The sequence below is a fragment of the Rhodohalobacter barkolensis genome (genome assembly GCF_002834295.1).
GTDB classification, from domain to species: domain Bacteria; phylum Bacteroidota; class Rhodothermia; order Balneolales; family Balneolaceae; genus Rhodohalobacter; species Rhodohalobacter barkolensis.
In genome coordinates this window covers 55280-78716 of the sequence record NZ_PISP01000004.1, presented here as the reverse complement: position 1 = coordinate 78716, position 23437 = coordinate 55280, and the positions used below count along the sequence as shown (strand labels likewise).

Here is a 23437-nt window from a genome sequence, read left to right as displayed (position 1 = left end):
AAGGATTAACGAATTGAGTAATAAGAAAGCAGAAAATCGAGATCGTACAGACTGGAAAGAGTCCCCGTATCTTATTATAAAAGGTTTTTTAATGGGATCAGCTGATATTGTACCGGGTGTTAGCGGGGGTACAATGGCCCTGATTACCGGTATTTACCATCGCTTGATTTACGCGATAAAAAGTGTTGACAGTAAGACGGCAAAGCATCTCTTTACTCTTCGATTCAATAAGCTGTTTGAATACTTTCACTGGAAATTTTTGCTTTTGCTATTTACAGGCATTCTGCTTGCAATCATCTTTTTTACGAGGATTGTTCCACTTCAGGTATACATGTTTACACATCCTGAGCTTGTTTACGGCCTGTTTTTTGGCTTGATATTGGGATCTGTATTCCTGCTTATTGCGGAATTGGATAAAACGCATCGGAATGCCAAGGCACTGCTTCCATTGCTCCTTGGATCTGCAATTGGATTTTGGGTTGTAACATTGGTTCCGGCCGAAACACCGGAGACCTTTTGGTATGTTTTTATCAGTGGTGCCGTAGCGATATGTGCTATGATTTTACCCGGCATCTCAGGGTCCTACATTTTATTGATTTTTAGAAAATATGATTACGTACTGAGTCAGTTAGGGGCAATCGGCTCAGCAGAAACTGGTCAGGCACTGATAAACATTCTACCCTTTGTAATTGGTGCTGTTACAGGATTGATCCTATTCTCAAGAGTACTTTCGTGGTTGCTTAACCGCTATTACGCTGTGACTCTTCTTATTTTAATTGGTTTCCTGATTGGTTCACTCTACGTGATATGGCCGTATCAAGATCGGGACTTTGAAGAGGTTGTGAGAAGTACGGAAATTGTATCTTTAGATAGCAGCCTGGTACGTGAGTTGAAAGATCGTGAAGGAGTTCCCAATCAGCCAGAATTTCAACGACTCGGTGACCAGGTAGAAGCGGAAGATGGTGAAATGATGATTGAAGTAGAAACCGTTTCAAGGAAACTAATATCGAGTAAACCTTACTTTCCGACAAATGAATTAACTGAATCAGATCGAGAAGTAAACCGCACGGAAGGAGTGGTTGGAATGGGTTTAGGATTCTTATTGATAATTGGAATTGCATTCCTTCGTAAAAGGTCTCCAAATCATTGAAATATTTTCAGATACATAAAATATTTCTTGCTTAAGAAGCTAGAAACTTGAAAATTTAAGTGTGGGGAAATTTATTGAATATAGCGTCAGAAGTATCACCGTAAATAGATTTTTTAATACTAATATTAAAAGCAGATTACGATCATGATTACATTCAAAAAGATTCTGGTACCAACAGACTTTTCAAAGGGAGCAGAGGGCGCTTACGCAGTAGCTCAGAAAATTGCGGACAGATTTGGAGGACAAATTGACTTTATTCATGTAGTTCCAACTCTCAAATATGTAAACGAGAGTATTAAGCGGTTAGGTGTGCCTCTTGATATGAATAAAGATATATATCCCCGTGTAATTGAGGAGGCCGAACAGAATATCAAGAAAGCAATGAACAGTTACATTGCAGATAAAAACAAGGGAGATGCTGTTGTTAAAATTGATCGTAGACCTTCTGAGACGATTATTGAACATGCTTCTAAAAATAATTATGACTTGATTTTAATTGGGGCAAAAGGTGCACATCAAACAAAAATGCTCCGGGGAAGTGTCACAGAGCGTGTTATCCGGAGATCCAAAATACCTGTTTTCTCCGTTGGCGATCGGTTTAATGCGGATGAGGTGAAAAATATTATGGTCACTACAGACACATCTGAATTGTCGCTGGCATCCTTTCCAATGGCTGCAGCGCTGGCAGATTCATTTGGAGCTCGCCTGACCCTTTTTCACGTTATTGAGCTTTACGGAAGCATTTCGGAGGATATTCCACGAACGCCCGCGAAAGGTGAAACGATTTCAATTTATGAAGCGATCATTGAACGGTTAAACAACTTTCTTACTAAGCGTAAAATTGACAACATTCATGTACAGAGAACCGGCGTTACATTTGAGGATGAGGTTGTGATTACCGATGGAGATCAAAGCCGTACAATTCCGCTGTTTACTAAAATTGAAAAGGGAGTATCAGCACATTACGAAATAGAGAACTACGCTTCTGAGTCGGCAGACCTTGTGATCATGGCAACTCATGGTTACAGTGGTTTTGCTCATCTTATTTTGGGATCTACGGCAGAAAAAGTGGCTCAGTATGTATCAAAGCCGGTACTTACAGTAAGACCGGATGAAAAAGATTTTGAGGAGGCTTAAACACAAATAAACATCAAGGTTTATCCAGGGAGGATAAAATGAGGTTGAAAAACAAGAGTGTAATAATCACCGGCGGAGCCGGTGGCATTGGATTGGCTACAGCAAAAAAAATGCTGGACGAAGGAGCAACCGGCATTCTTCTGGTTGATCTGAAAGAAAATGCATTGAAAGAAGCGGCTTCGAAACTTAAAAATGAGAAGGTTCACTACATTGCAGCGGATGTTTCAAATAGCAGTGATGTGAAAAAATACACTGAAAAAGCTATAGAGCTTTTCGGGAAAATCGACGTTGTATTTCTGAATGCAGGTGTGGAAGGGGTTGTAAAACCGATTACTGACTACCCCGAAGAGACCTTTGATCAGGTAATGAACGTAAATGTGAAGGGAGTTTGGCTGGGTATGAAACATGCCTTTCCTCACATGAAGAAAAACGGTGGTGGAAGTATAATGATCACATCGTCTGTTGCAGGCTTGCAGGGTACACCTAACGTGAGTGCATACGTAACCAGTAAACATGCAACGATTGGTGCGATGAAAGTAGGAGCATTAGAAGGTGCCGCAGATAAAATCAGGGTAAATACTATCCATCCGTCACCTGTGGATAACCGAATGATGCGATCTTTGGAAGAAGGGTTTGCGCCCGGTGGAGGAGAAGAAGCGAAAAAAGGTTTTGAGCAGATGATACCTTTAGGCCGATATGCAAAAAATGAAGAAATCGCAGATTTAGCACTTTTCTTAGCGTCAGACGAGAGTAAATTTATAACGGGTGCACAGTACGTTATTGATGGCGGTTTGACCACATAATTAAATCCAAAAATTTACTAAATGACTCATAGCCAATCTCTTTACAGGGATTGGCTTCTTTATTTGATAAGGTCAAAAAATAAAAATGGGTAACCCTTGATTTTTTAATAAGATGGTTGCAATATGTCGAGTGAAGAAAATCGGGGGGAAGTGAATCTTATTCAGAAAGCATACGTATACACGCCCGTTCATTAACCATAAAAACTATTCACCTTACTATGAAGAAAAAAAACAAGATACTTTTAGGGGTATTGAGTGTATTGTTTCTGCCGATGGTCTCATTTGCGCAGGGATTAGATACATTCGAAGAGAAAGTCACAGAGTTTACTCTGGATAACGGATTACACTTCATCATAATAGAGCGACCGGTTGCACCTGTAGCAACATTTGTGACATTTGTCAATGTTGGAAGTGTAAACGAACCGGTTGGGAATACGGGAGTCGCTCATATTTTTGAGCATATGGCATTCAAAGGCACCAAGGAAATTGGAACCACAGATTGGGAAAAGGAGAGCGCCGCCATTACACGGGCAGATTTTGTATACCGGCAGTGGGTTCGTGAACGAAGCAAACCCAACCCCGATCAGGAGAGGCTGGAACGGCTGAAGAGTCGTTTTGATGAGTTGGTTGATGAAGCAGATCAGTATGTGGTCAGCAATGAATTCACTCAGATCATTGAGCAGAATGGCGGAAGTGGACTAAACGCGTTTACTAGTGCCGATGCCACAGGATATTTTTACAGTCTGCCACAAAATCGAGCAGAACTGTGGTTTACGCTGGAATCAGATCGCTTTTTGAACCCTGTTTTCAGAGAGTTTTATGCGGAGAAGGATGTTGTAATGGAAGAGCGAAGAATGCGAACCGATTCTAATCCGGTGGGCCGATTAATTGAAGAGTTTCTAAGTGTGGCATATTCTGCTCATCCGTATAAAAATCCGGTTGTAGGCTGGTCATCAGATATTCAGGGTACATCCATCGAAGATGCCAAGCAGTTTTTTCAGCAGTACTATACCCCCAGCAACATTACCATTGCTATTGCCGGCGATGTTGATCCGGACAGAATGAAGGAGCTTGCAGAAACGTACTTTGGCAGAATGGCTCCGGGCCGTCCGGCACCGGAAGTCGTCACTTCTGAACCGGAACAAAGGGGTGAGCGACGTTTTGTGATGGTTGAAGAATCTCAACCTTTTTTCCTTTCGGGATATCATACAGTATCTCAAACCCACCCGGATTTTGCTGCACTTCAGCTGGTTGGAGCCATCACTTCTCAGGGCAGAACCTCCAGGCTTTATAAAAGATTGGTTGAGGACGAACAGATGGCTTTGGCTGTGCAAGCCTTTAACGGATTTCCGGGCACGAAATATCCCGGCTTATTTATGACTCTGGCTGTTCCAAACCAAGGAGTTACGCTAGAGGAAATTGAGGAAATCATCGAAGAAGAGTTCCAGAAAGTTAAAGATGGGGATATCACACAAGAGGAGTTAGACCGTGCCATCACCAATGCGCGTGCCAGCCAGGTACGGAGTTTAAACAGCAATATGGGTCTTGCACTCAGCTTTGCGGAAAATCATGCACAGAAGGGTAGCTGGAAACAGTCTTTTAGTTCGTTGGAAGCACTGGAGGAGGTAACACTTGAGGATTTACAAAGAGTTGCTGAAACCTATTTTGTGAAAAACAACCGAACGGTTGGGATGATAAAAAATGAATCCTCAGAGGAAGAAGTAGCAATAAATTCAGAAGAAAATTAAAGGGCAGAACCATGAAGAAATTTATATTAACAACTATTGTACTTCTCTTAGCAGGCTTGCAAGTGGCCGATGCCCAAAAGAAATGGGACGAAATCGATTATCCTGAAATCAATAACTTTGAAAATCCGGATATAGAAATTTTTGAACTGGATAACGGTATTCGATTTTATCTGGTGGAAGATCGCGAACTGCCGCTCATTAATCTGAATGTTCGTGTTCGAACAGGTTCATTCCTGGATCCGTCTGATAAAGTTGGCCGTGCTTCTCTAACAGGTACAGTTATGCGATCGGGTGGCTCTGAAATGTATCCGGATGATGAATTGAATGAGCTTTTGGAAAACAGAGCTGCCAGAATGGAAACAGGTATCGGTTTAACTTCCGGATCAGCCTCCATGAATGTTCTTGAAGAAGATTTTGAAGAACTACTGCCCATATTTATTGATCTGCTTCAAAATCCGTTATTTCCTGAGGAAAAAATCGAGTTGGCAAAAACTCAGTCGAAATCAAATATTTCCCGTCGGAATGACGATCAGGGGAGCGTTGCCGGCAGGGAGTTTCGTAAACTGATCTATGGAGACGACGCTGTTTTTGCCCGACACACCGAATACGAAACCATCGACAACATTACCCGGGATGATATGGTTGAACTGCATGAACAATCATTTGTTGGCAGTAACATGATGATTGGAGTCATTGGTGATTTCGATATCGAAGAGATGAAAACGAAGTTAGAAAATTCGTTTTCAGATATTCCGGCAGGACAGGAGATTGAGCTCGAATTGCCTGAGGTTAATTACGATTTCGAAAGTAGTGTTAACTTTATTGATAAGCAGGATGTAAATCAAAGTTACGTACTGTTAGGTCATATTGGCGGTATGCGGGACAACCCAGACTATGCCAAACTTCAGGTTATGAATCAGGTTTTAAGCGGCGGGTTTTCGAGCCGGCTTTTTAAAGTGGTCCGTTCCGATCTGGGACTGGCTTACTCAGTATTTGGTTCATACGGAAGCGGAACTTTCTATCCCGGAACATTTACCGCCGGTGTAATGACAGCAAGTGAAACTACTGCGGAAGCTATTGATGCCATTATTGGACAAATAGAGCGTTTACAAAACGAACCGATAACAGAAGAAGAACTGCAGCAAACAAAAGATCAGTTTTTGAACTCCTTGGTATTCAGATATGACAGCCGCGCAAAAATCCTCAATGAACGCTTGGGATACGACTATGCTGGCCTTCCTGAAGACACTTTCGATCGATTGGTTGAAGAGATACGAGAGGTTCAGGCAGAGGATATTATGGAGGTTGCAGATGAGTATCTGCGACCAGATGATGTGCAAATCCTTGTTGTAGGTAACTCAAACGAAATCGGCGACCAGCTTAGCAAGTATGGAGACGTGAACGAAATTGATATCACGATTCCTGAACCCGCAGACGACCGGGAAGATGTGGCCGGTGATGCTGAAATGGGCAGAGAGTGGTTGGATAAGATGGCTGCTGCGCTGCTTCCTAACGGTGCTTTTGAATCGGACCTTTCTTTTGAAGCAGACAATATTGTCCAAAGTCCTGCAGGCGAAATTACGATGAAAGTTGCTCAAACAATCAATTTCCAGGAGGAGCGAATTACATCTGTAATAAATGCACCTATGGGCGAGGTAACTGTTGAGGTTGCTGATGGGCAGGGAGTCATGCGTATGGGCGGCAATGAGATGAATATGCCACCACAGCAACTGGCTGAAACCAAATCGGAACTGTACAGAAACTATGTCTACCTGGCGCTGAATAGAGATCAGCTGGACGTTGAGTTTTTGGGAATGAAAGAGCTAAACGGCAGTGAATACGCTCATATCCGAATAAATGATGAGATGCCTTTGGAACTCTATATAGACCCTGAGACAGCACTTCCGGCACAGGCAGAGTATCGAATGATGGATCCGCAGCAGGGTCAGCGGGTAACCGTTACACTGGAATACAGAGATTGGAAAGAGGAGAGCGGCGTAATGATGGCCTATGAAACGACCGGCTATTCAGACGGTAATCAGATTTCCAGAACGGTAATAACATCACACTCTTTGGATAACTAAGTATCGGATTACACAGTGTTTTACAAAATAGGCCGGTTTTCCGGCCTATTTTGTTTACTCAGATATAAGATAAATAGAATCAGAAGGATGAAACATGTTTGCGGTTTATCGAGTGCATGGAGGCGTATCGATAGAGTAGATCTGCCAATTCAGTTGTGTCTGCTGTGTCGTTTAAATACACGGTTTCTGCGTTTTCAATCCAGTCCTGAACAGTTTCAACAAATGAATCATCGATTTGATGAACGGTTTGAACTCCCATTTTATTCAGAGCTGCAGCGTTACAAAGTTGTTCGTACTGATTCTTAATCGGTATTGCCAGTAGCTTTTTTCCTAAAAACATCGCTTCGGCACAGGTTTCAAACCCTGCTCCCGCAATAACTCCCTTCGCTGACTCAATACTTTCCAAAAACGGCTTATTGCCAACAGGATGAATGATAACATTTTCAATTTGATAGGAGGATTCGCAAAGTGGAGAAAAAATATGCCAGTCTGCAGATTTACACTGCATAAAGATGGCTGCAAGCTTCTCATGGCTAAATGAAGGTAGATAAACCGTTACATGATTGTTTTGATGCGGTTGCAAAGAGCGAATCTCCTGACGAATAACCGGTGGCAGTATAAATGAATCGTACCGCTTAAAATGGAAACCAATAGGACGTTTTACGGGTGCAAAATATTTTAGAACGGATTCTGAAAGCAGAGAGATCTGTTTGGGCCGGGGACTCTTGGGTGAGAGAAACGATGCCTGATGGCTTAAGCCGATCGAAGGTGTTTTGGAATTGATTGATGCCCAAGCGGTGATGGGCTCAAAATCAGATATGATAAGATCATACTTATCAGGGTTTACAGAGTTTATATCCTGAAGAAAGGTGACAGGTTGGATATTCAAGGTTGTTTTCAGGTAAGATACACTTCCATTATCATCGTAAGTTAAGCTAATTCCGCGTTTATGAGTCACATCTGTGTTCTCCAGACTCATATTGCAGTTATAGCCGCTTATCAAAACATCTAAGGAGGCCTGACTTGTCAACTTGGGGAGGATTTCTCTGGCTCGGCTTATATGGCCGTGGCCGGTTCCCTGAATACCATATAAAATTTTCATCCAATCAGAATTTCGTCGTTAATAGATCTCTTCTTAATTGCCTTCTCTATTCTTTGGGAAATTTTAAATTCCTCTTCTGTGTAGCGATACAAATTCCATTCATCTCCGTTGTATTCAAGAGAAGTCAAATTCTCAACCCAGTCGCCACTGTTCATGTAGATAACAGATCCCCGATCATTTTCATGGCCGCGTATTTTGGGTTGATGGATATGGCCACAAATTACGTAATCGTATCCCTCATCAATGGCAAGGTCCATTGCGGTGGTTTCAAAATCATCAATAAACCGGACCGCTTTTTTTACACTATCCTTTATTTTTTTACTGAGAGAAAACTTTCCTTTACCCAGTCGCATGGAGATGTTGTTGATCGCACGATTCAGTAAAATGAGAAGATCATACCCGTGGCTTCCTGCTTTAGCAATCCATTTGCTGTGCTTCATGGTGATATCGAATATATCTCCATGAAATATCCATACTCGTTCACCCTTGAGATTCAGGACTAATTTATCGCGAATAAAAAGTGGGCCTAACTGCAGACTTGACACTTTTCGTAGTACTTCATCGTGATTTCCGGTCAGGTAATAAATGTCTGTACCATTTGCCATCTTGTTGAGCAGGGTTCGGAGAACCATCATGTGAGACTCCGGCCAGTAGTATTTCTTAAAATTCCAGATATCTACAAAATCTCCATTCAAAATGATCATTTTGGGATCGATAGAATTCAGATACTGGAGCAATTCCAAAGCATGGCATCCTACAGTACCCAGGTGAATATCAGAAAGTACAACAATGTCGAGCGGGCGTTTTTCCATTCGCAGATGATTTCTTTTTGCAACAAATTTCACTAAATACTGTTATGCTAACATGTTGGAATCATTAGGTTTTGATGATGATAATGTTATTGAATTGTAATCGGCAGCAGTTAATTAAACCAAACAGTAGTCGGATCAGGTATGAAGAAATGGGTTTTATATGGCAGTTATGGATATACCGGTAATCTAATTACCGAATTAGCGGCTTCGGACGGTGATCAGCATGTTGTGCTGTCCGGTAGAAACGAAGAGAAACTGCGAGAACAAGCCGGGAAATTTGAATTAGATTATAAAGCAGCCGACTTAGATAGTCCTGAAGATTTGGACGAACTGTTACAGGATGCTGAAGTTGTACTACACTGTGCCGGTCCATTTGTCCACACCTGGAAACCGATGGCGGAAGCTTGCCTGAGAAATAACTGCCACTATTTAGATATTACCGGTGAGATCAACGTTTTTGAGTCTTTGAAAATGATGGGACCGGAATTTGAAGAAAAAGGCTTAATGGCAATGTCGGGCGTGGGTTTTGATGTTGTGCCTTCAGATTGTTTAGCAGCTACACTGCACAAGAAATTACCTGATGCCACTCATCTGGAACTTGCTATTTCCGGACTGGGAGGAGGCTTGTCGAGAGGAACGGCAAAGACCATGATCGAAAACCTTGGCAGTGGAGGGGCCGTGCGCAGGGGCGGGAAGATTGAAGAGGTGCCGGCAGCTTATCTGATCCGAAAAATCCGATTTGGGGATAAATGGAAAGATGCTGTTTCCATTCCCTGGGGCGATATTTCAACAGCCTACACTTCTACAGGAATTGGGAATATTGTTGTTTATGCGGCTTTGCCTAAAAAGAGTATTGAAAAATTGAAGTGGTTAAACAGGCTTGGCCCAATTGTTAAAAATAAGCGACTCAAATCATTCTTAAAATCGAGAGTTGAACAGGGAAAACCGGGTCCATCTGAGGGAGAAAGACGAGAGGGAAGGTCACTGCTTTGGGGACATGCATCGAATGCAAAGGGAGAATCTGTAGTGGCTCTGTTGAAGACGAAAGAAGGATACCAACTGACGGCTGAAACAGCACTTAAAATAGTTGAAAACTGTTTGAAGGATAAGCTTAAATCGGGGTATCAAACACCGTCTAATGTTTATGGTGCTGATTTTATACTTGGTTTTGAACACTCAGAAATCGAGTTTCTTTAAACGTTTTTTCAGTTATCCGCTATGGAGTGTTCCGGTATTCCGATCAAAAGCTGAACATACTTATTATTGACGGAGCCGTTGAGAATCAGCCGGTTATTGCAAATGACTGAATCGCTCACAATAATAAGGCCTGTCTTATTTTTATCCTCGAGATTCTGAAGATACTCTTTCCAATAGCCAACCCGAAGCCATGTAAATGGGTTGTCGTGATCAGCGCAAAGAGCAAACCAGCTAAATTTTTTATCGGGTGAAGGAATCACTACATCCGGGAGTTCCGTTGGATGGATGTGATGCAGATTAAGTTGATTGGCAGCCGCGCAATTTTCAAGTGCTTCCAGCATAAATGCAGGTTCATCACCTTTTTGGGTATTTACACTTTTCTTAGGTTTTGATTTGGCGGAATTGAATATTCGGATGGCTGCAATTAGTGCAGAATCATCGAGGTTTGGAAAACTTTGAATATGGTGTTGTAATCCTTCCCCGGTCAACTTTTGTCGCAAAGCCTGTAGTACTTTACCAATACTGATTACTGCGTTTCTGTATTCACTTTCTTGCTCAACAAACTCTTTTTTTACTGAGAGCTCCAGAATATTGCTTGAAAGGTGGTATTTCCAATAAACTGTGCCGTAGCGATCCGGTTGATTTTTAATTTGTTCGATCCAGGTTTTCAGCATCTTTTTGGCTCAAATACGTTTTGCGGTTAGATCGAAGTGAACCGTGAGTTCATCATCTGCTTTAATCAGGCCGAGAAGTCCTGTTGGTGGCTCAATACCGTAATCGGTCATGAATATTTTTTTACTGCCACGCGCTCTCATTTCCCCGTTTTCTGAAACGTCTCCTTCAGCGACGAAGCTGATTTCCCTTGTTACCCCAGCAACTGTCAAGTCACCTTCAACTATAAATTGATTAACATCATTTGAGTTGAGCAATTCAGCACGGCTATAGCTGAATGTAATATTTGGATATGAATCAGCCTTCAGGGCTTTTTTCATATCACTATTCATTTTCCTTTTTCCACAATCAAAGCCGTTAACGTTAATTACGACTTCCAATGTAACTTCTTGATCTTCCTGATCAGATTCTTCAGTGCCATTTTGACCTACGACGGCCTCTCCACTGTACTCATTAGCTACACAATCGAAAGTATTTACGTTTGAGCTTCCTTCAATCCAAAGCCGGCTCACCTCTTCAGCAGGGGTGAACCGGTTTTGAGAGAAAAGTTCTCCTTCAGGTGCCGTGAGTGTAAGAACCCACAGGCCAATAAATGTTAAAATCTGAAGAAGTTTCATGTCATGTTATGGATTAGAAATTTAGTTGAAGTTCACGTTGAATGTAATTAGCATTTCATCTCGTGCACGAACAGTTCCAAATATTGCAGTTGGAGGATCAATATCAAAGCTTGTCATAAGCAGATCTTGCTCACCGGTGAAATTAATAGTTCCATCGGAATTGATGCTTGCGTTTACATTCATCGTAACTTCGTGATCATTACCGGCCGCGCTTACAACACCAACAGCGGTGATTAAGGCTGTACCGTCATCCTGAACTTCGATGTCTGTTACTTCATTCAGTGTAAACGTAATTTCAGGATAGTCGTCTGCTTTCAGATATTTTCTCATGTTTTTATCCAAACCGCCAGAGCCGGAATCCATACTCTCTACGGGAATAGTCAGGGTCATCTCTTTAAAAGAATCGGCAGTTAAACTGTCGATGGTAATTTCTTCCATTTCTGAAAGAACCAGGGTGCCGCTCAGTTCTGTGATGTCAGCTCCCCAGCTTCGGACATTTGCCTCTCCGTCAAGACGCATTTCATAGTCATCTTGCACATTCAGGGTCATATCCTGGGCAAACACTGCGCCTGCCATAAAAAGCATTAATATCGAGGTGGTTATTATTTTTTTGAAATACATGTATGGTCTCCTTGAGTGTTAATTAATCTGTGAGGCAAGAATGCCCCACAGATTAAAAGATTATTTAGAAGCTGATAACTGCTTCGAGCATTACACCATCAAATCCAGCATCTGAAAAATCTGGGTCAGAGAATCCGTCATAAGACTGTGTTACGTACTCTAATTTTGCAAGTACGTTCTTGGTCATGAACCATCCACCACCAATGTTCAATCTTGTGATATCGATATCTTCGTTAGCACTGTTGTCTCCTGTTACAACGTTGTAACGGCCGCCAAGGTATACATTTTCGCTGGCACCAAATCTGTAGATCAGTTCTCCACCGTATTGTGCAACAGAACGTGTGTCAACATCGCCGGCACCTTTTCCTGATACAAATTCCATCACGCCAAAGAACTCTAAACCTTGGAACTTAACGAAAGGGTTGATCTGGATGGCTGTCATTTCATTGTTGAAGCCAGGGTTAAATCGTCCACTGAAGTCGTTGCCTTCAATTACTACGTTGTAATAACGAGATCCGGCACGGTCACCTGAGTACAAGTAAGTTCTTGCAGCTTGTCCTGTATGATAGATAGAACCTGTCAGACGGAATCTAAGGTCTTCATTAATTTGACTGTCATAGCCAAGTTTAGCTACAATGGATGCTCGGGTATTTGTGGCACCTTCAATTGTACTTTGATTCAGCTTACCATTTGTTAAACCAAACATAGCAAGCAGACCATTATTCTGGACGTAGATTTCACCACCAACTTCTGTAGTAAAAGAATCCATTAGATAGTTGCCTACAAATGGGTTGTAGATAGCCTGACCATTGTCAGTTCTTCTAAAGTGAGCATCACCATAGTTGATTTCCATGTGACCTACTTTAATGGTAACCATGTCCATAAGACCGGCCATGAAATCTTCTTGGATAAAATCCAGTCGATCCATTTGAATGTATCCACCTTTAACCCATGCTTCTGCGTGGTGACGAGAAGACAGATATGTTCTCAGGTGCATTCTAAGTCCGTTTGCTAACTGAGCATCGATGTCGAGATTTGAAGTAGCTAGGTTGAAGTTAGGATGTAAATCAGGTCCTGTTTCATTTGTCAGTGCCTGGAACTGAAGTGTGTTTGCACCACCTATTCGTAAATTGAATCCATCAAATTCTACATCAGTATCTTTTGAGGTTTCAAAAACGTTAATTCCGGTTTGATCCGGAGCTCTAAAGTATTGTAAGTCGCGGTTGCTCTGTGCATTTGCAAAATCTGCAACGAGCAGAGAAGCGATCAGCACAGCCATTGTCATAATTGTAGTTTTCATAACTATGTGGTATTTGTTTATTAATGTTGAGAAAATTTTTTAATGCTTTTACTTTCTGTAAGAGCGTTTGTTATCATCGTTCAATCAAAACGACATGAGCAATATCGGCAGCGGTAAGCTGCTGTGTTAGCGGTCAAGTTCTGATTGTGCAGTGGGGATTTCCCCGATACGGGTAGGAAATTCCCCTAACGCATTTCAAGTGGCAGAAATACGCGTCATTGTTTTTTAATGACTTACACTTGTATTAAACGTAAAAATACTTAGTTATGAAAGGATTTTTAATAAAACAGACACTTTTGACTGTTTTTGGATTTGCGGCCTTGTGCTTGATTACAACCTCCTGCAGTGATACTTCTACATCGGTCCTCCCGATTGAAGATGAATTAAAACAGCTGGACATAATTGAAAGGGTTTCCGTACGAACAGACAACTCAATTACAACATATAATTCAGGTGAGGATTACAGCTTAACTGAAGTAAATGACGGGTATCTGTTGCTGAAATTTGACAGGAATGTGACTATTCACTCATTCAATTTGGTGAATGCCAGAGAAAAATCTATCCAGCACGATAGGAATAGCGTAATTTTATACTACTAGAGGCAGGAAATAGTTTACCCTGATGCCCCTTCAACCCAGCGAACAGCGTGACGCATCAGCTCGTTAGCTGTATCAATTTGTAGCTTGTCTTTGATGTTTGCGCGATGGCTTTCGACTGTTTTGACGGATATGTGAAGTTTTTCGCCAATCTCTTTTGTGGATAGACCTTTCCCGGTCAGTTCAAACACTTCCAGCTCACGGTCACTTAACTGGTCCAGTGGATTATCACTTTTCGCATTATTGCCGGTTGCCAGTTTCATGAGCAACTTGTTGCCGATCTTATTGCTAAGGTAGATTCCACCATTCAGAATTTGGTTGATGGCCTGTACTAGTACATCTACAGCTTCAAGTTTCATCAAATACCCTTTAGCACCGGCACGCAGTGCCCTCTCGGCGTAGAGTTCTTCGTCATGGCGGCTAACAATCAAAATTTTCAACCCGGGCATTTGGTGTAACAGATTTTTAACAAGCTCTAAACCATTCATACCGGGTAGTGAGATGTCGATGATAGCTACATCGGGCTTGAGTTCCAGAATATCATTCATCGCTTCCTCAGCAGATTCGGCCTGACCTGTCAATTCAAACCCCACTTCTTTTTCAAGGGTCATAGCCAGTCCTTTCCTCATAAGAGGATGGTCATCAACAATGTAAATCTTTTTATTAGCTCCCATAGTGTTTTATAAAATTGTCGAGAAACAGGTCTGTTGGTAGATAACCTATTTAAGTACTGCAGAGTTTAAGAAAAATGCTTGTCATTCGCATTCTTCAATCAACGTTTAACTCAAAACGTATCTATTTATAGGAGTAACTGGTTCCCACGGGGTAGAGTGTAACAATGATGGCTGCTCCCCCAAGCTTTCCACTGGAGCCAATTTCAAGGTTAGCCCCGATTAACTGTGATCTGAAATGCATAATTCGAACTCCAAGACCGCGTTCCTCTTCCCAGTCGTCAGAAAAACCGGTTCCGTTATCTTCTATTTTAATCACCAACCGCTCTTCATCACTGTCGATTGAGATGTGAACTTCTGAAGCATTTCCATGTTTAACGGCGTTGCTGGTTGCTTCTTGAACCACCCGATAGAGGTGAGTTAAATTCGTGGAATCTTCGAATTGAAGATTATCGGGTGCTTCCAACTTGCAAGTTATATTGAAAAGCTTCTCAGCATTTTTCATCATTCGTTCCAATGCAGCTTTCAACCCCTGGCCTTCAAATTCTACCGGAATCAATCCCCTGGAAAGGCTTCGGGCATACTCATCTGCTTCTTTAACCAAACGGGTAATGTCATCTACCTCTTCAGCCAAAGGGTGATTTTCGTCCCTGAGCGAATTGGCAATATTCCGGTTAATCAGGCTGATGCCGGTCAGCATTTGTCCCAGGCCATCGTGTAAATCCTGGCCAATACGATGCCGTTCGTGCTCACTAATGCGCAGAACTTCCTGTTCCAGCCGGCGCTGCTCGGTAATATCGCGAACAATACCTGTGTAAAGCCGCTGGCCGTTTACATTCACTTCACTTACAGCCAGATACATTGGAAATGATGACCCATCTTTGCGTAAGCCGGTCACTTCCCGGCCAATGCCTATGATCTTTTTATGCCCGGTATTGTGATAATTATTGATATAGTCGTCGTGCTCCCGGCGATAGGGTTGAGGCATTAACAGCTTTACATTCTTGCCGATAACTTCAGAAGCTTTGTAGAGAAACAGATCTTCTGCGGCCTTATTGAAAGTTCTGATCTGGGCGTGTCGGTCAATCGTGATGATGGCATCTACTGTTGTTCGGAGAATACTGCGAGCCCGGGCTTCGCTTTCACGCAATTTTTGCTCAATCAGGAACTGCTCCTCTTTATTGCGAGCCATTTTTTCCGCAAAAGCGAGGCGTACATCCAATCGCTGTTCGTCGAAAAGAGATTCTGTAATATATTGATCCACTTCAGCATCGAGCATCCTGTGTAAATGCTCCATATGTTCTTTACTGATTACTGCTATAACAGTGCGGTGTTTTCCCCGCTCACTTGCCCTTGTAAGACGGCAAAGGCGCAAGCCTTTTTCAGAAAAATCACTTAACAAAATGAGGGAAATATTATCCTCTTCTATCGTGTTGAGTAACCGTTCTTCCGGTTCACCAACAATGACGTGATGATTTCTTCTCTCAAGAGCACTTTTCAGAATGTTTATGGCTTCTTCATTATATCCGGTTACAAGTGTTTTCATAAATGCTGAAGGCTCTTGTGTTTTAAACAGGTAATTTCATTCTATTGAAACTGTTCAATCTGTCAGATTATTTTAAATAAAATAGTAAATGGTCTGAAATAGTCTAATTTTAAAATTGTCAAGCAGATAAACAGAATAAATGGAGGGCATCAAACCGATTTAATTTTGGCTGATCCATCGTTCCACTCAATTTCTGTTTCAGCTGATTTTTTAAAATGTTTTGATGATCTGATCCAAACTCCATCCTGTAATATCCGGGTAAATCCACGTTCCAGCGGAGCCTTCGGATTTACTTCGGCAAGCAGGGAAAGCTGTTTGTTCAAAGCTGATTTTTTATCACTTAACATGCGTTCATATCGGTTTTCCAATCGCTCGGAAAGTACGGCTACAGACTCCCCCCATTTTTGTAAAACTACTTTCGGGTTTGAAGATTCTACTGTTGAGTTCAGTTGTTGTATATGGGATCGCCGCTCCGATATAGCCCGATCCATCCGACTGTTCATCCGTTCTAACAGAGCATCAACCCTGTTTTTTTGAAATTTCAGTTTTTCCTGTACCACCAGCAGTGCATGTGAATTTGCAAGTCTGTAGACATACTCCCGATAGGTTTGAATCTTTTGCTGAAGAATAGTTTCCATATCACTTGCATAATCATCTACCATGTAGCGCAGCTCGTTAATATCCGGGGCAGCGATGACTACAGCCTGGGTTGGCGTTGCAGCCCTGGCATCAGCCACAAAGTCGGTGATACTAAAATCGACTTCGTGACCCACTGCGCTAATGGTTGGTATGGGGCAGTTGAATACTGCTCGTGCAACAGTTTCTTCATTGAATGGCCAGAGATCCTCGAGAGATCCACCACCGCGACCGATTATCAACAGATCTACCGGTTTTTTTTGTGAACCAAACCATTCGATAGCTTTTACCAGTTCAGGCGCAGCATTGAGCCCCTGAACACTGGCGTGGTGCAAATATAGCGTGGCTACGGGCCAGCGCTGCTCAAAAGTGGATTTTATATCGTGGAAAGCAGCTCCCGTTGCAGATGTAATGACACCAATCTTAGTAGGAAATGGTGGAATCGATTTTTTGTAGGAATCGCTGAAGAGCCCTTCTTCTTCGAGCTTTTTCTTGAGTTGTTCAAATTTCTGCTGAAGTTTACCGATTCCGGCTTGCTGTACCAGGGAGACAATCATTTGGTAGCGCCCGTGTGGTGCGTAAACTTGCAGATCTCCACCCAGTACCACCTGCTGACCATCCCGGATTTCAACTTCCATTCTCTGTGCTGTGCTTCTCCAGATCACACAGGGAAGCTGAGCATCATCATCCTTTACCGTAAAGTAGTAGTGCCCGTTGCGGCTTTGATTCACATTGCTGATTTCACCTTCAACCAGGATATCGCGAAAATTTCGTTCAAGCAGTCCTTTAATTTTTTCGGTGATTTCTGATACGGTAGGTACATCAAAAGAGAATGGAATCTGGTTCTTCATAAAACGTAGTTCAGGAAACGAATGTCAGAAATCAGTTTGTGTGAGTTCGGTTTTTACTCAGACCACATTATACCAAAATTTAGCTGCGGAATGCCAATGTAATCTGAACTTTTACGTGAGTTGTTTTGTCCAGAATACTAGTTCTTTTTGAGTCTCTTCGGTCTCATCAATGTCTTTCCATGGAAACCGGGCTATGAGCTGAGGGGCTTTCCGATATCCGTATTTTTCCCAAACCGGATCCAATGGAGTGTAGTTGTCGGGACGGAGAGGGTGATTTGGATCCCGATCGACCGCGCAGAATGTGATTAACTCAAATCTATCCAAAGACTTCGCATAATTCTCACGCTCAGAAAAGAAGTGACTGTAGAGTCCAAGTCCCCTGTATGATGGCAAAAGAACGGACTCTCCGCAGTAGTAAATGTTTTGCAAATTGTATCCGTTTTCTGAAAACGGCTTTTTAAAGTCATAAGATTCATCTGATAATGGAATACCTGTAGAAACCCCTACCAATTGGTCATCATCCAGCACCATCGCGGCAATGCTTTCATCTGAGTCTATGTACTTTTTCAGATACTCCTGCTCGTACTCGGCTGAACCATCATACAGGTAAGGAAACTCTCGGAATACATTAATACGGAGTTCGCCAATCTGCTTCAGGTAGGGTTTGATTTGGCTGCCGTGCACCGTTTTTTTGATAAGCATAATCTGCGCGGGGTAAAAGATTAATTATTGTGATCAGGGGATTTTGAAGTTTTTTCGATGCAATCAAAGAGTTAGTTTACAGATCTGATCGTAATTATGCAGAAATCAGCCTATATTTGCACAAAAAATTAAACCTCATTTGATATGGACGCTACGCCGAATTTAATTATTAAAAACTGTATACCTGTAGGAGATGGTTTTGACGGTAAATCTCAAAAAGATATACGTATTAATGATGGAGTCATTGCGGAGATATCAGATGAAATTTCTGCAGAAGAAGGAGAAAATGTATTCGATGCAAAGGGTGCATTTGTAAGCGGCGGATGGATGGACATGCATGTTCATTTCCGTGAGCCGGGATTTGAGCACAAAGAGACAATTGAAACCGGTTGCCGGTCTGCCGCTTTTGGCGGATTTACAGAAGTGGCTTGTATGCCCAATACCAAACCCGCCACTCATACACGCGATGTAGTGGAGTTCATTAAAAAGAAAGCAGAGAAGGAAGCGGTAGATGTGCACCCCATTGGCTGTGTAACCAAAGAGCGTGCGGGGAAGTCGATCGCGGAGATGTCGGATATGAAAGCCGGCGGTGCAGTAGCATTTAGTGATGATGGCGACCCTGTATACAACTCTCAGGTAATGCGAGTGGCGTTGGAGTACTCTTCTATGTTGGGCGTACCGATTATCAATCACGAAGAAGATCTGAAGCTTTCTCGTCCCGGTCATATGAATGAGGGGGTAGTTTCAACCCGGCTTGGACTTGAGGGGACACCCGGAATTGCGGAAGAAACCATGATTGCTCGTGATATTCTGTTAGCAGGATTTACAGGCGGACATATTCATGTGGCTCATATCAGTACGCGTAAGGCGGTTGATCTGGTCAGAATAGCAAAAGAAGAAGGCGTGAATGTTACCACTGAGGTGTGCACACACCATTTTGATTTGACCGATGAGGAGATCGACAAACGTCATTTCGATACGAACGTAAAAATGCATCCACCTCTTCGAACACAAGATGATGTAGATGCGATGATTGAAGGCCTGGAAGATGGGACTATAGATGTTATTTGTACAGACCACGCGCCGCACGCCATTGAAGAGAAAGAGGTGGAGTTTATCTATGCGCCCAATGGAATTACGGGCCTGGATACCGCTTGGAGTATTACCAACATGCGCCTTTTAAAACCGGGTAAACTCACGTTGGAACAGATTTTGGATAAGCTGGTGACCAACCCGCGCAACATTCTAAACCTGTCTGTGCCGATGGTTAAAGAGGGAGAGAAAGCAAATCTGACAATCTTCAACACAGACGAAGAGTGGGTTTACAGCGAAAATGAAGTCCGTTCTAAGTCGAAAAACTCACCTTATCTTGGTGAATCTTTAACCGGGAGAGCCGTAGCGATTTACAACCGGAACCGGTTTATTGAAAACAAGCTTCGAGCTTAACTGCAATGGATCACTCTATTCGGGAACGTCCTCTCCTGAGATGTGATTTTACAGATCAAAAGATCAACGATCTCTAACGAATGTTTCATCAAACTGTAAAATTAGCCCTTTTAAGCACACTATGGTTGCTTCCTGCTTTGGGATATGCTCAGTTCGACAGCGATGAAATTTTACAGGAGAGGATGATATTTGAAAAGTTCGGATCGCTGCCGGCTGAATTGTCGGAATCGGCACCTGGGCACAACGCTCCCTATGAGTTTTTGCTGAGAGAAGCATCTGTTGAATTTGATGAAACGGACCGCGGCATAGTGGCTTACATTCACTATTTGAACCGGATAAAAATCTACTCAGATGATCCGATAGAGCAGACCGAAGCTGCATTGATTGGTATTCCGTACTACGCTTCGGATAATATCGAACGAGTTACAAATCTTGAAGGACTTACCTGGAAGCCGAACGGCCAATTCTATCGGTTAAATGTTGATGACACTCGCAATGTAGAGCTAAACAGCCGGTACAGGCTAATTGAATTTGAGATGCCGGAGATCGAGGAGGGTGTGATTTTAGAATATAAGTACACTCTTGAGCGGAGATATATAGAAGAGCTTCCTGACTTTTACTTGTCAGACCGTGTTCCGGTTCGGGAAACCGCACTCTATTTGAAAAATGCCAATTACCTTCGGTTTGATGTGATTGAGCAAAATGTAGATTTTGAATTGAGCTATCAGGAGTTCAACGTAGATACCAGCAGCATACCTTTCGTATTTACCTACGAACGCCCCGATCCTGTAAATGTCGAAGTTTGGAAAGTGACAGACATTCCGGCAATCAACACAACCAGTTATATTTCTTCGATTGATGATGTACGCGCGAAGTTGAAATTTCAGATCAGTGAATTTGGTCTGCCTCGTCAGCCACTGGATAACAGCTGGGAATTGGTTGCTGCACAAATGCGAAGAAATTCGAATCCGTTTGATCGTTTAGAAGAGAATAAAGCTCTTATAGATGAATTAACGGAGCCTTATTTGTCGGTTCAAAATTTGCAGGAGCTACAGGATTCAATCTTCCATTTTGTGAATTCAAATATGCAGTTCGATGGTGTGCATTCTATTTATGCAGAGGGTGATTTGGGACGTGTTGCGAAGGGTGAGCCTGCCGATCAGGCTGAAATAAATACTCTGCTGATGGGGATGTTGAGAAAAGCCGGAATTGATGCATATCCACTCTTTATTTCAGGCCGCCAGTTTGGCCGGATAAACCGATCCTATCCCTCTCTTTTCCAGTTTAACCGGATGCTGGTTTTCTCCGAAATCGGGGAAGAAACATTCATTATGGATGCCTCCTATTCGCACAGTCTTCCCAACCTGATTTCTGTTGATGCTTACAACGAACAGGGATTCCTGCTTTTAGAGAATACTTTTGATTGGGTTGAAATTCTGCCTGAGAAAAGCAGATTTAATCTGGATATTGAAATTGAGGCCGATCTTGATATCAATGGAAGTTTGGCAGGTGTTTTGAAAGCGGAGGTATCCGGCTATCCGTCCCGGGAAATCAGGCGCAGCATAGCCGGGGGAGAAACGAATAGTGAAATTATTAAGAAGATTTTTCTGGATGTTTACCCGGACGTTGACCTGAGTGAAACCGAGATCACAGTTCAAAACGAGAATCGGGATCTGATTACCATTCAGGCAGATTTTGCAATTTCAAATTATGCGGTCTCCTTTTCTGAAGGGTTGGAGTACAAGCCAATGATGGTGGGTTATCTCTATCAGAATCCTTTTGAAACCACAAACCGGCGCGTTCCCATTACCCTGGATGCGCCTGAAACCCTGTTTGTAAAGTACCGGGTTAATCTTCCTGATGGAACGAGTTCTGAGGAACTTCAGGGTGAACAGTCAACGGAGTTACCCGGCGCTAAACTGATGGAAGAGTATGACGTTACCCAAAAACAATTAAACTATTCATTTGGTGTGGATATTGATCGCAAACAGTTTTCTGCCCAAGATTATGCTCAGCTTCGCAGAATTTACGAGCGCTGGGTGGGGTTGAGCAACGAAGTCTGGTTTATAGAAACTGACAGATAACCGTTATCTTTACCTTCTGATGAAAAACCTTTTAGCCATAGAAACTTCAACCCCGGTCTGTTCGGTAGCCCTTCAGACAGGAGACGGACGTACAAAAGAGAAGCGTATTGAAGGGCGGGGTGTCCACTCAGAGTATACGGTTCAATTTATTGAAGACCTGCTACAGCGGGCAGATTTGAATGTGGACGATTTAGATGCCGTTTTATTCAGTAATGGTCCGGGTTCGTATACCGGACTTCGAATCGGCGCCGCATTAATCAAAGGATTGCTGTTTGGTAAAGATGTTCCGTTATATATCTACCCGACATTGATATCATTTGCCTGTGGCCAACTAACAGAAAGTTCAAACAACCGGATTATTCATTCTGTCATTGATGCTCGCAGAAATCATCTATATTATCAGCAAATAAAAGGATCATCAGCTGAAGCCACAGAAGCATCAGCATTGGAACTGGAGCAAATCACACAAAAAATTTCTAACGGTGATATTGTAATTGGAACCGGGTGGGACCGATTGGAATATTCTGAAAGAGAAGCCGTTCGATGGATCGGTCTGGAAGGTGTTTCTGCTGTTAGCTTAATTTATGCATGGAACCACCCAAAGATGAAAAGGTTTTATAAACAAGCAGAGGTTGAAACCTTTGAGCCGGAATATTTAACGATGGCTCAGATAAATAATTCACCGATTAAAGGATAAAGATTTTTGCTTCGGCACGAATTCGTTATTTTTGAAAGCTACTTAAATTAAATTTTGCATTATGTCTTGGTTTAAAAGAAAAGATTCAAACATTCAGACCGACAAAAAGAAAGATATGCCGGAAGGCGTATGGATAAAGGTGCCTGAAACAGGGGATACCATCCATCGTCGTGAACTCGAGGAGAACCTTTGGGTTGATCCGATCAGCGGGTATCACTTTCGGATTGGAAGTAAAGAGTATTTCTCTATTCTTTTTGATGATGGAGAGTTCGAGGAGATTGCAGATGAAATTATGCCAACGGATCCTCTGAATTTTGAAGACCGTAAAAAGTATTCCGACCGAATTAAACAGACTCAGAAAAAGTCGGGGCTTTCGGATGCGTGTCGTGTTGGAGTCGGTAAGTTAAAAAAACAGGATATTGTTATTGCCTGTATGGACTTCTCTTTTATTGGGGGAAGTATGGGTTCTGTAGTAGGTGAGAGATTAAGCCGGGCCATCGATCACGCCCGTGATAAAAAGTTTCCACTGGTGATCATATCTCAATCAGGTGGAGCACGTATGATGGAGAGCGTTTTAAGTTTGATGCAGATGGCCAAAACATCCGCGAAGCTGGCTCAGCTGGACAAAGAAGGAGTGCCCTACATTTCGCTGATGACGAACCCGACTACAGGAGGTGTAACTGCGAGTTATGCAATGCTTGGAGATTTCAATATCGCTGAACCGGGCTCACTGATTGGCTTCGCCGGGCCCAGGGTTATTCGTCAGACGATTGGTCGTGACCTGCCGGAGGGATTTCAAACCGCAGAATACCTGGTAGAACATGGATTCCTTGACTTTATCGTGCCACGAACAAAGCTAAAGAGTAAGTTAGCCAGGCTTTTGAGAATGCTAAAAAAATAGAAGACTTCGTTTTTTGAACAGACGAGAGAAACAGAAAATTAAATACACACTGAAACTCTGCTAC

General features: G+C 42.5%; 21 protein-coding genes. 11 read left to right on the top strand and 10 right to left on the bottom strand.

What is annotated here, in order from left to right; translation table 11 throughout:
* Window positions 1–91 precede the first annotated feature (91 nt).
* From CWD77_RS12795 to CWD77_RS12775, 5 genes are all read left to right on the top strand, one after another.
* On the top strand, window positions 92–1150 hold the full coding sequence (locus CWD77_RS12795; RefSeq protein WP_101074019.1) for a DUF368 domain-containing protein: 1059 nt from the start codon (window positions 92–94) through the stop codon (window positions 1148–1150).
* A gap of 144 nt (window positions 1151–1294) precedes the next feature.
* The gene (locus tag CWD77_RS12790) at window positions 1295–2287 is read left to right on the top strand and encodes a universal stress protein (RefSeq protein WP_101073978.1); all 993 of its coding nucleotides are present in this window, start codon (window positions 1295–1297) and stop codon (window positions 2285–2287) included.
* A 38-nt stretch (window positions 2288–2325) separates the two neighbouring features.
* Window positions 2326–3090, top strand: coding sequence for an SDR family NAD(P)-dependent oxidoreductase (locus CWD77_RS12785; RefSeq protein ID WP_101073977.1), 765 nt, complete (start codon window positions 2326–2328; stop codon window positions 3088–3090).
* Window positions 3091–3308: 218 nt separating this feature from the next.
* Window positions 3309–4838 (top strand): M16 family metallopeptidase, encoded by a 1530-nt coding sequence (locus CWD77_RS12780; protein ID WP_206018021.1) that lies wholly within the window; start codon window positions 3309–3311, stop codon window positions 4836–4838.
* Between the two features lie 11 nt (window positions 4839–4849).
* Window positions 4850–6922 carry a M16 family metallopeptidase gene (locus CWD77_RS12775; RefSeq protein WP_101073976.1) on the top strand — a complete coding sequence of 691 codons (2073 nt, stop codon included), beginning with the start codon at window positions 4850–4852 and terminating at the stop codon, window positions 6920–6922.
* Between the two features lie 79 nt (window positions 6923–7001).
* On the opposite strand, the gene CWD77_RS12770 is transcribed toward CWD77_RS12775, so the two are convergent.
* Both CWD77_RS12770 and CWD77_RS12765 read right to left on the bottom strand, forming a co-directional pair.
* On the bottom strand, window positions 7002–8024 hold the full coding sequence (locus CWD77_RS12770) for a glycosyltransferase family protein (protein ID WP_101073975.1): 1023 nt from the start codon (window positions 8022–8024) through the stop codon (window positions 7002–7004).
* Window positions 8021–8836, bottom strand: coding sequence for a UDP-2,3-diacylglucosamine diphosphatase (locus tag CWD77_RS12765; protein WP_101073974.1), 816 nt, complete (start codon window positions 8834–8836; stop codon window positions 8021–8023). The genes CWD77_RS12770 and CWD77_RS12765 overlap by 4 nt, the downstream gene beginning before the upstream one ends.
* Window positions 8837–8977: 141 nt before the next feature.
* Here CWD77_RS12765 and CWD77_RS12760 point away from each other — a divergent pair, with 141 nt between their 5' ends.
* Window positions 8978–10033 (top strand): saccharopine dehydrogenase family protein, encoded by a 1056-nt coding sequence (locus tag CWD77_RS12760; RefSeq protein WP_101073973.1) that lies wholly within the window; start codon window positions 8978–8980, stop codon window positions 10031–10033.
* 8 nt (window positions 10034–10041) lie between these two features.
* Here CWD77_RS12760 and CWD77_RS12755 read toward each other — a convergent pair whose 3' ends face one another.
* The 4 genes from CWD77_RS12755 to CWD77_RS12740 form a co-directional block, all read right to left on the bottom strand.
* Window positions 10042–10707, bottom strand: a complete 666-nt coding sequence (locus CWD77_RS12755) for a hypothetical protein (protein WP_101073972.1) — start codon at window positions 10705–10707, stop codon at window positions 10042–10044.
* 9 nt (window positions 10708–10716) lie between these two features.
* Window positions 10717–11322 carry a YceI family protein gene (locus CWD77_RS12750; RefSeq protein WP_101073971.1) on the bottom strand — a complete coding sequence of 202 codons (606 nt, stop codon included), beginning with the start codon at window positions 11320–11322 and terminating at the stop codon, window positions 10717–10719.
* Between the two features lie 21 nt (window positions 11323–11343).
* The gene (locus tag CWD77_RS12745) at window positions 11344–11943 is read right to left on the bottom strand and encodes a YceI family protein (protein WP_101073970.1); all 600 of its coding nucleotides are present in this window, start codon (window positions 11941–11943) and stop codon (window positions 11344–11346) included.
* A 64-nt stretch (window positions 11944–12007) separates the two neighbouring features.
* Window positions 12008–13243 carry a hypothetical protein gene (locus tag CWD77_RS12740; RefSeq protein ID WP_101073969.1) on the bottom strand — a complete coding sequence of 412 codons (1236 nt, stop codon included), beginning with the start codon at window positions 13241–13243 and terminating at the stop codon, window positions 12008–12010.
* A gap of 266 nt (window positions 13244–13509) precedes the next feature.
* On the opposite strand from CWD77_RS12740, the gene CWD77_RS12735 reads away from it, so the two are divergent.
* On the top strand, window positions 13510–13842 hold the full coding sequence (locus CWD77_RS12735; protein WP_101073968.1) for a hypothetical protein: 333 nt from the start codon (window positions 13510–13512) through the stop codon (window positions 13840–13842).
* A gap of 14 nt (window positions 13843–13856) precedes the next feature.
* Here CWD77_RS12735 and CWD77_RS12730 read toward each other — a convergent pair whose 3' ends face one another.
* From CWD77_RS12730 to CWD77_RS12715, 4 genes are all read right to left on the bottom strand, one after another.
* On the bottom strand, window positions 13857–14513 hold the full coding sequence (locus CWD77_RS12730; RefSeq protein WP_101073967.1) for a response regulator: 657 nt from the start codon (window positions 14511–14513) through the stop codon (window positions 13857–13859).
* A gap of 121 nt (window positions 14514–14634) precedes the next feature.
* Complete coding sequence (locus CWD77_RS12725; protein ID WP_101073966.1) at window positions 14635–16056, bottom strand: PAS domain S-box protein; 1422 nt, start codon at window positions 16054–16056, stop codon at window positions 14635–14637.
* Window positions 16057–16205: 149 nt separating this feature from the next.
* Entirely contained in the window at window positions 16206–17543 is a 1338-nt protein-coding gene (gene xseA / locus CWD77_RS12720) for an exodeoxyribonuclease VII large subunit (protein ID WP_101073965.1), read from the bottom strand.
* A 111-nt stretch (window positions 17544–17654) separates the two neighbouring features.
* Window positions 17655–18245, bottom strand: coding sequence for a GNAT family N-acetyltransferase (locus CWD77_RS12715; RefSeq protein ID WP_101073964.1), 591 nt, complete (start codon window positions 18243–18245; stop codon window positions 17655–17657).
* Window positions 18246–18389: 144 nt separating this feature from the next.
* On the opposite strand from CWD77_RS12715, the gene CWD77_RS12710 reads away from it, so the two are divergent.
* From CWD77_RS12710 to accD, 4 genes are all read left to right on the top strand, one after another.
* A complete protein-coding gene (locus CWD77_RS12710; protein ID WP_101073963.1) occupies window positions 18390–19691 on the top strand; it encodes a dihydroorotase in 1302 nt (433 codons plus the stop codon).
* Window positions 19692–19771: 80 nt separating this feature from the next.
* Entirely contained in the window at window positions 19772–21775 is a 2004-nt protein-coding gene (locus tag CWD77_RS12705) for a hypothetical protein (protein WP_101073962.1), read from the top strand.
* 19 nt (window positions 21776–21794) lie between these two features.
* Window positions 21795–22472, top strand: coding sequence for a tRNA (adenosine(37)-N6)-threonylcarbamoyltransferase complex dimerization subunit type 1 TsaB (gene tsaB / locus CWD77_RS12700; protein WP_101073961.1), 678 nt, complete (start codon window positions 21795–21797; stop codon window positions 22470–22472).
* A 61-nt stretch (window positions 22473–22533) separates the two neighbouring features.
* Entirely contained in the window at window positions 22534–23373 is an 840-nt protein-coding gene (gene accD, locus CWD77_RS12695; protein ID WP_101073960.1) for an acetyl-CoA carboxylase, carboxyltransferase subunit beta, read from the top strand.
* The last annotated feature ends 64 nt before the right edge of the window (window positions 23374–23437 follow it).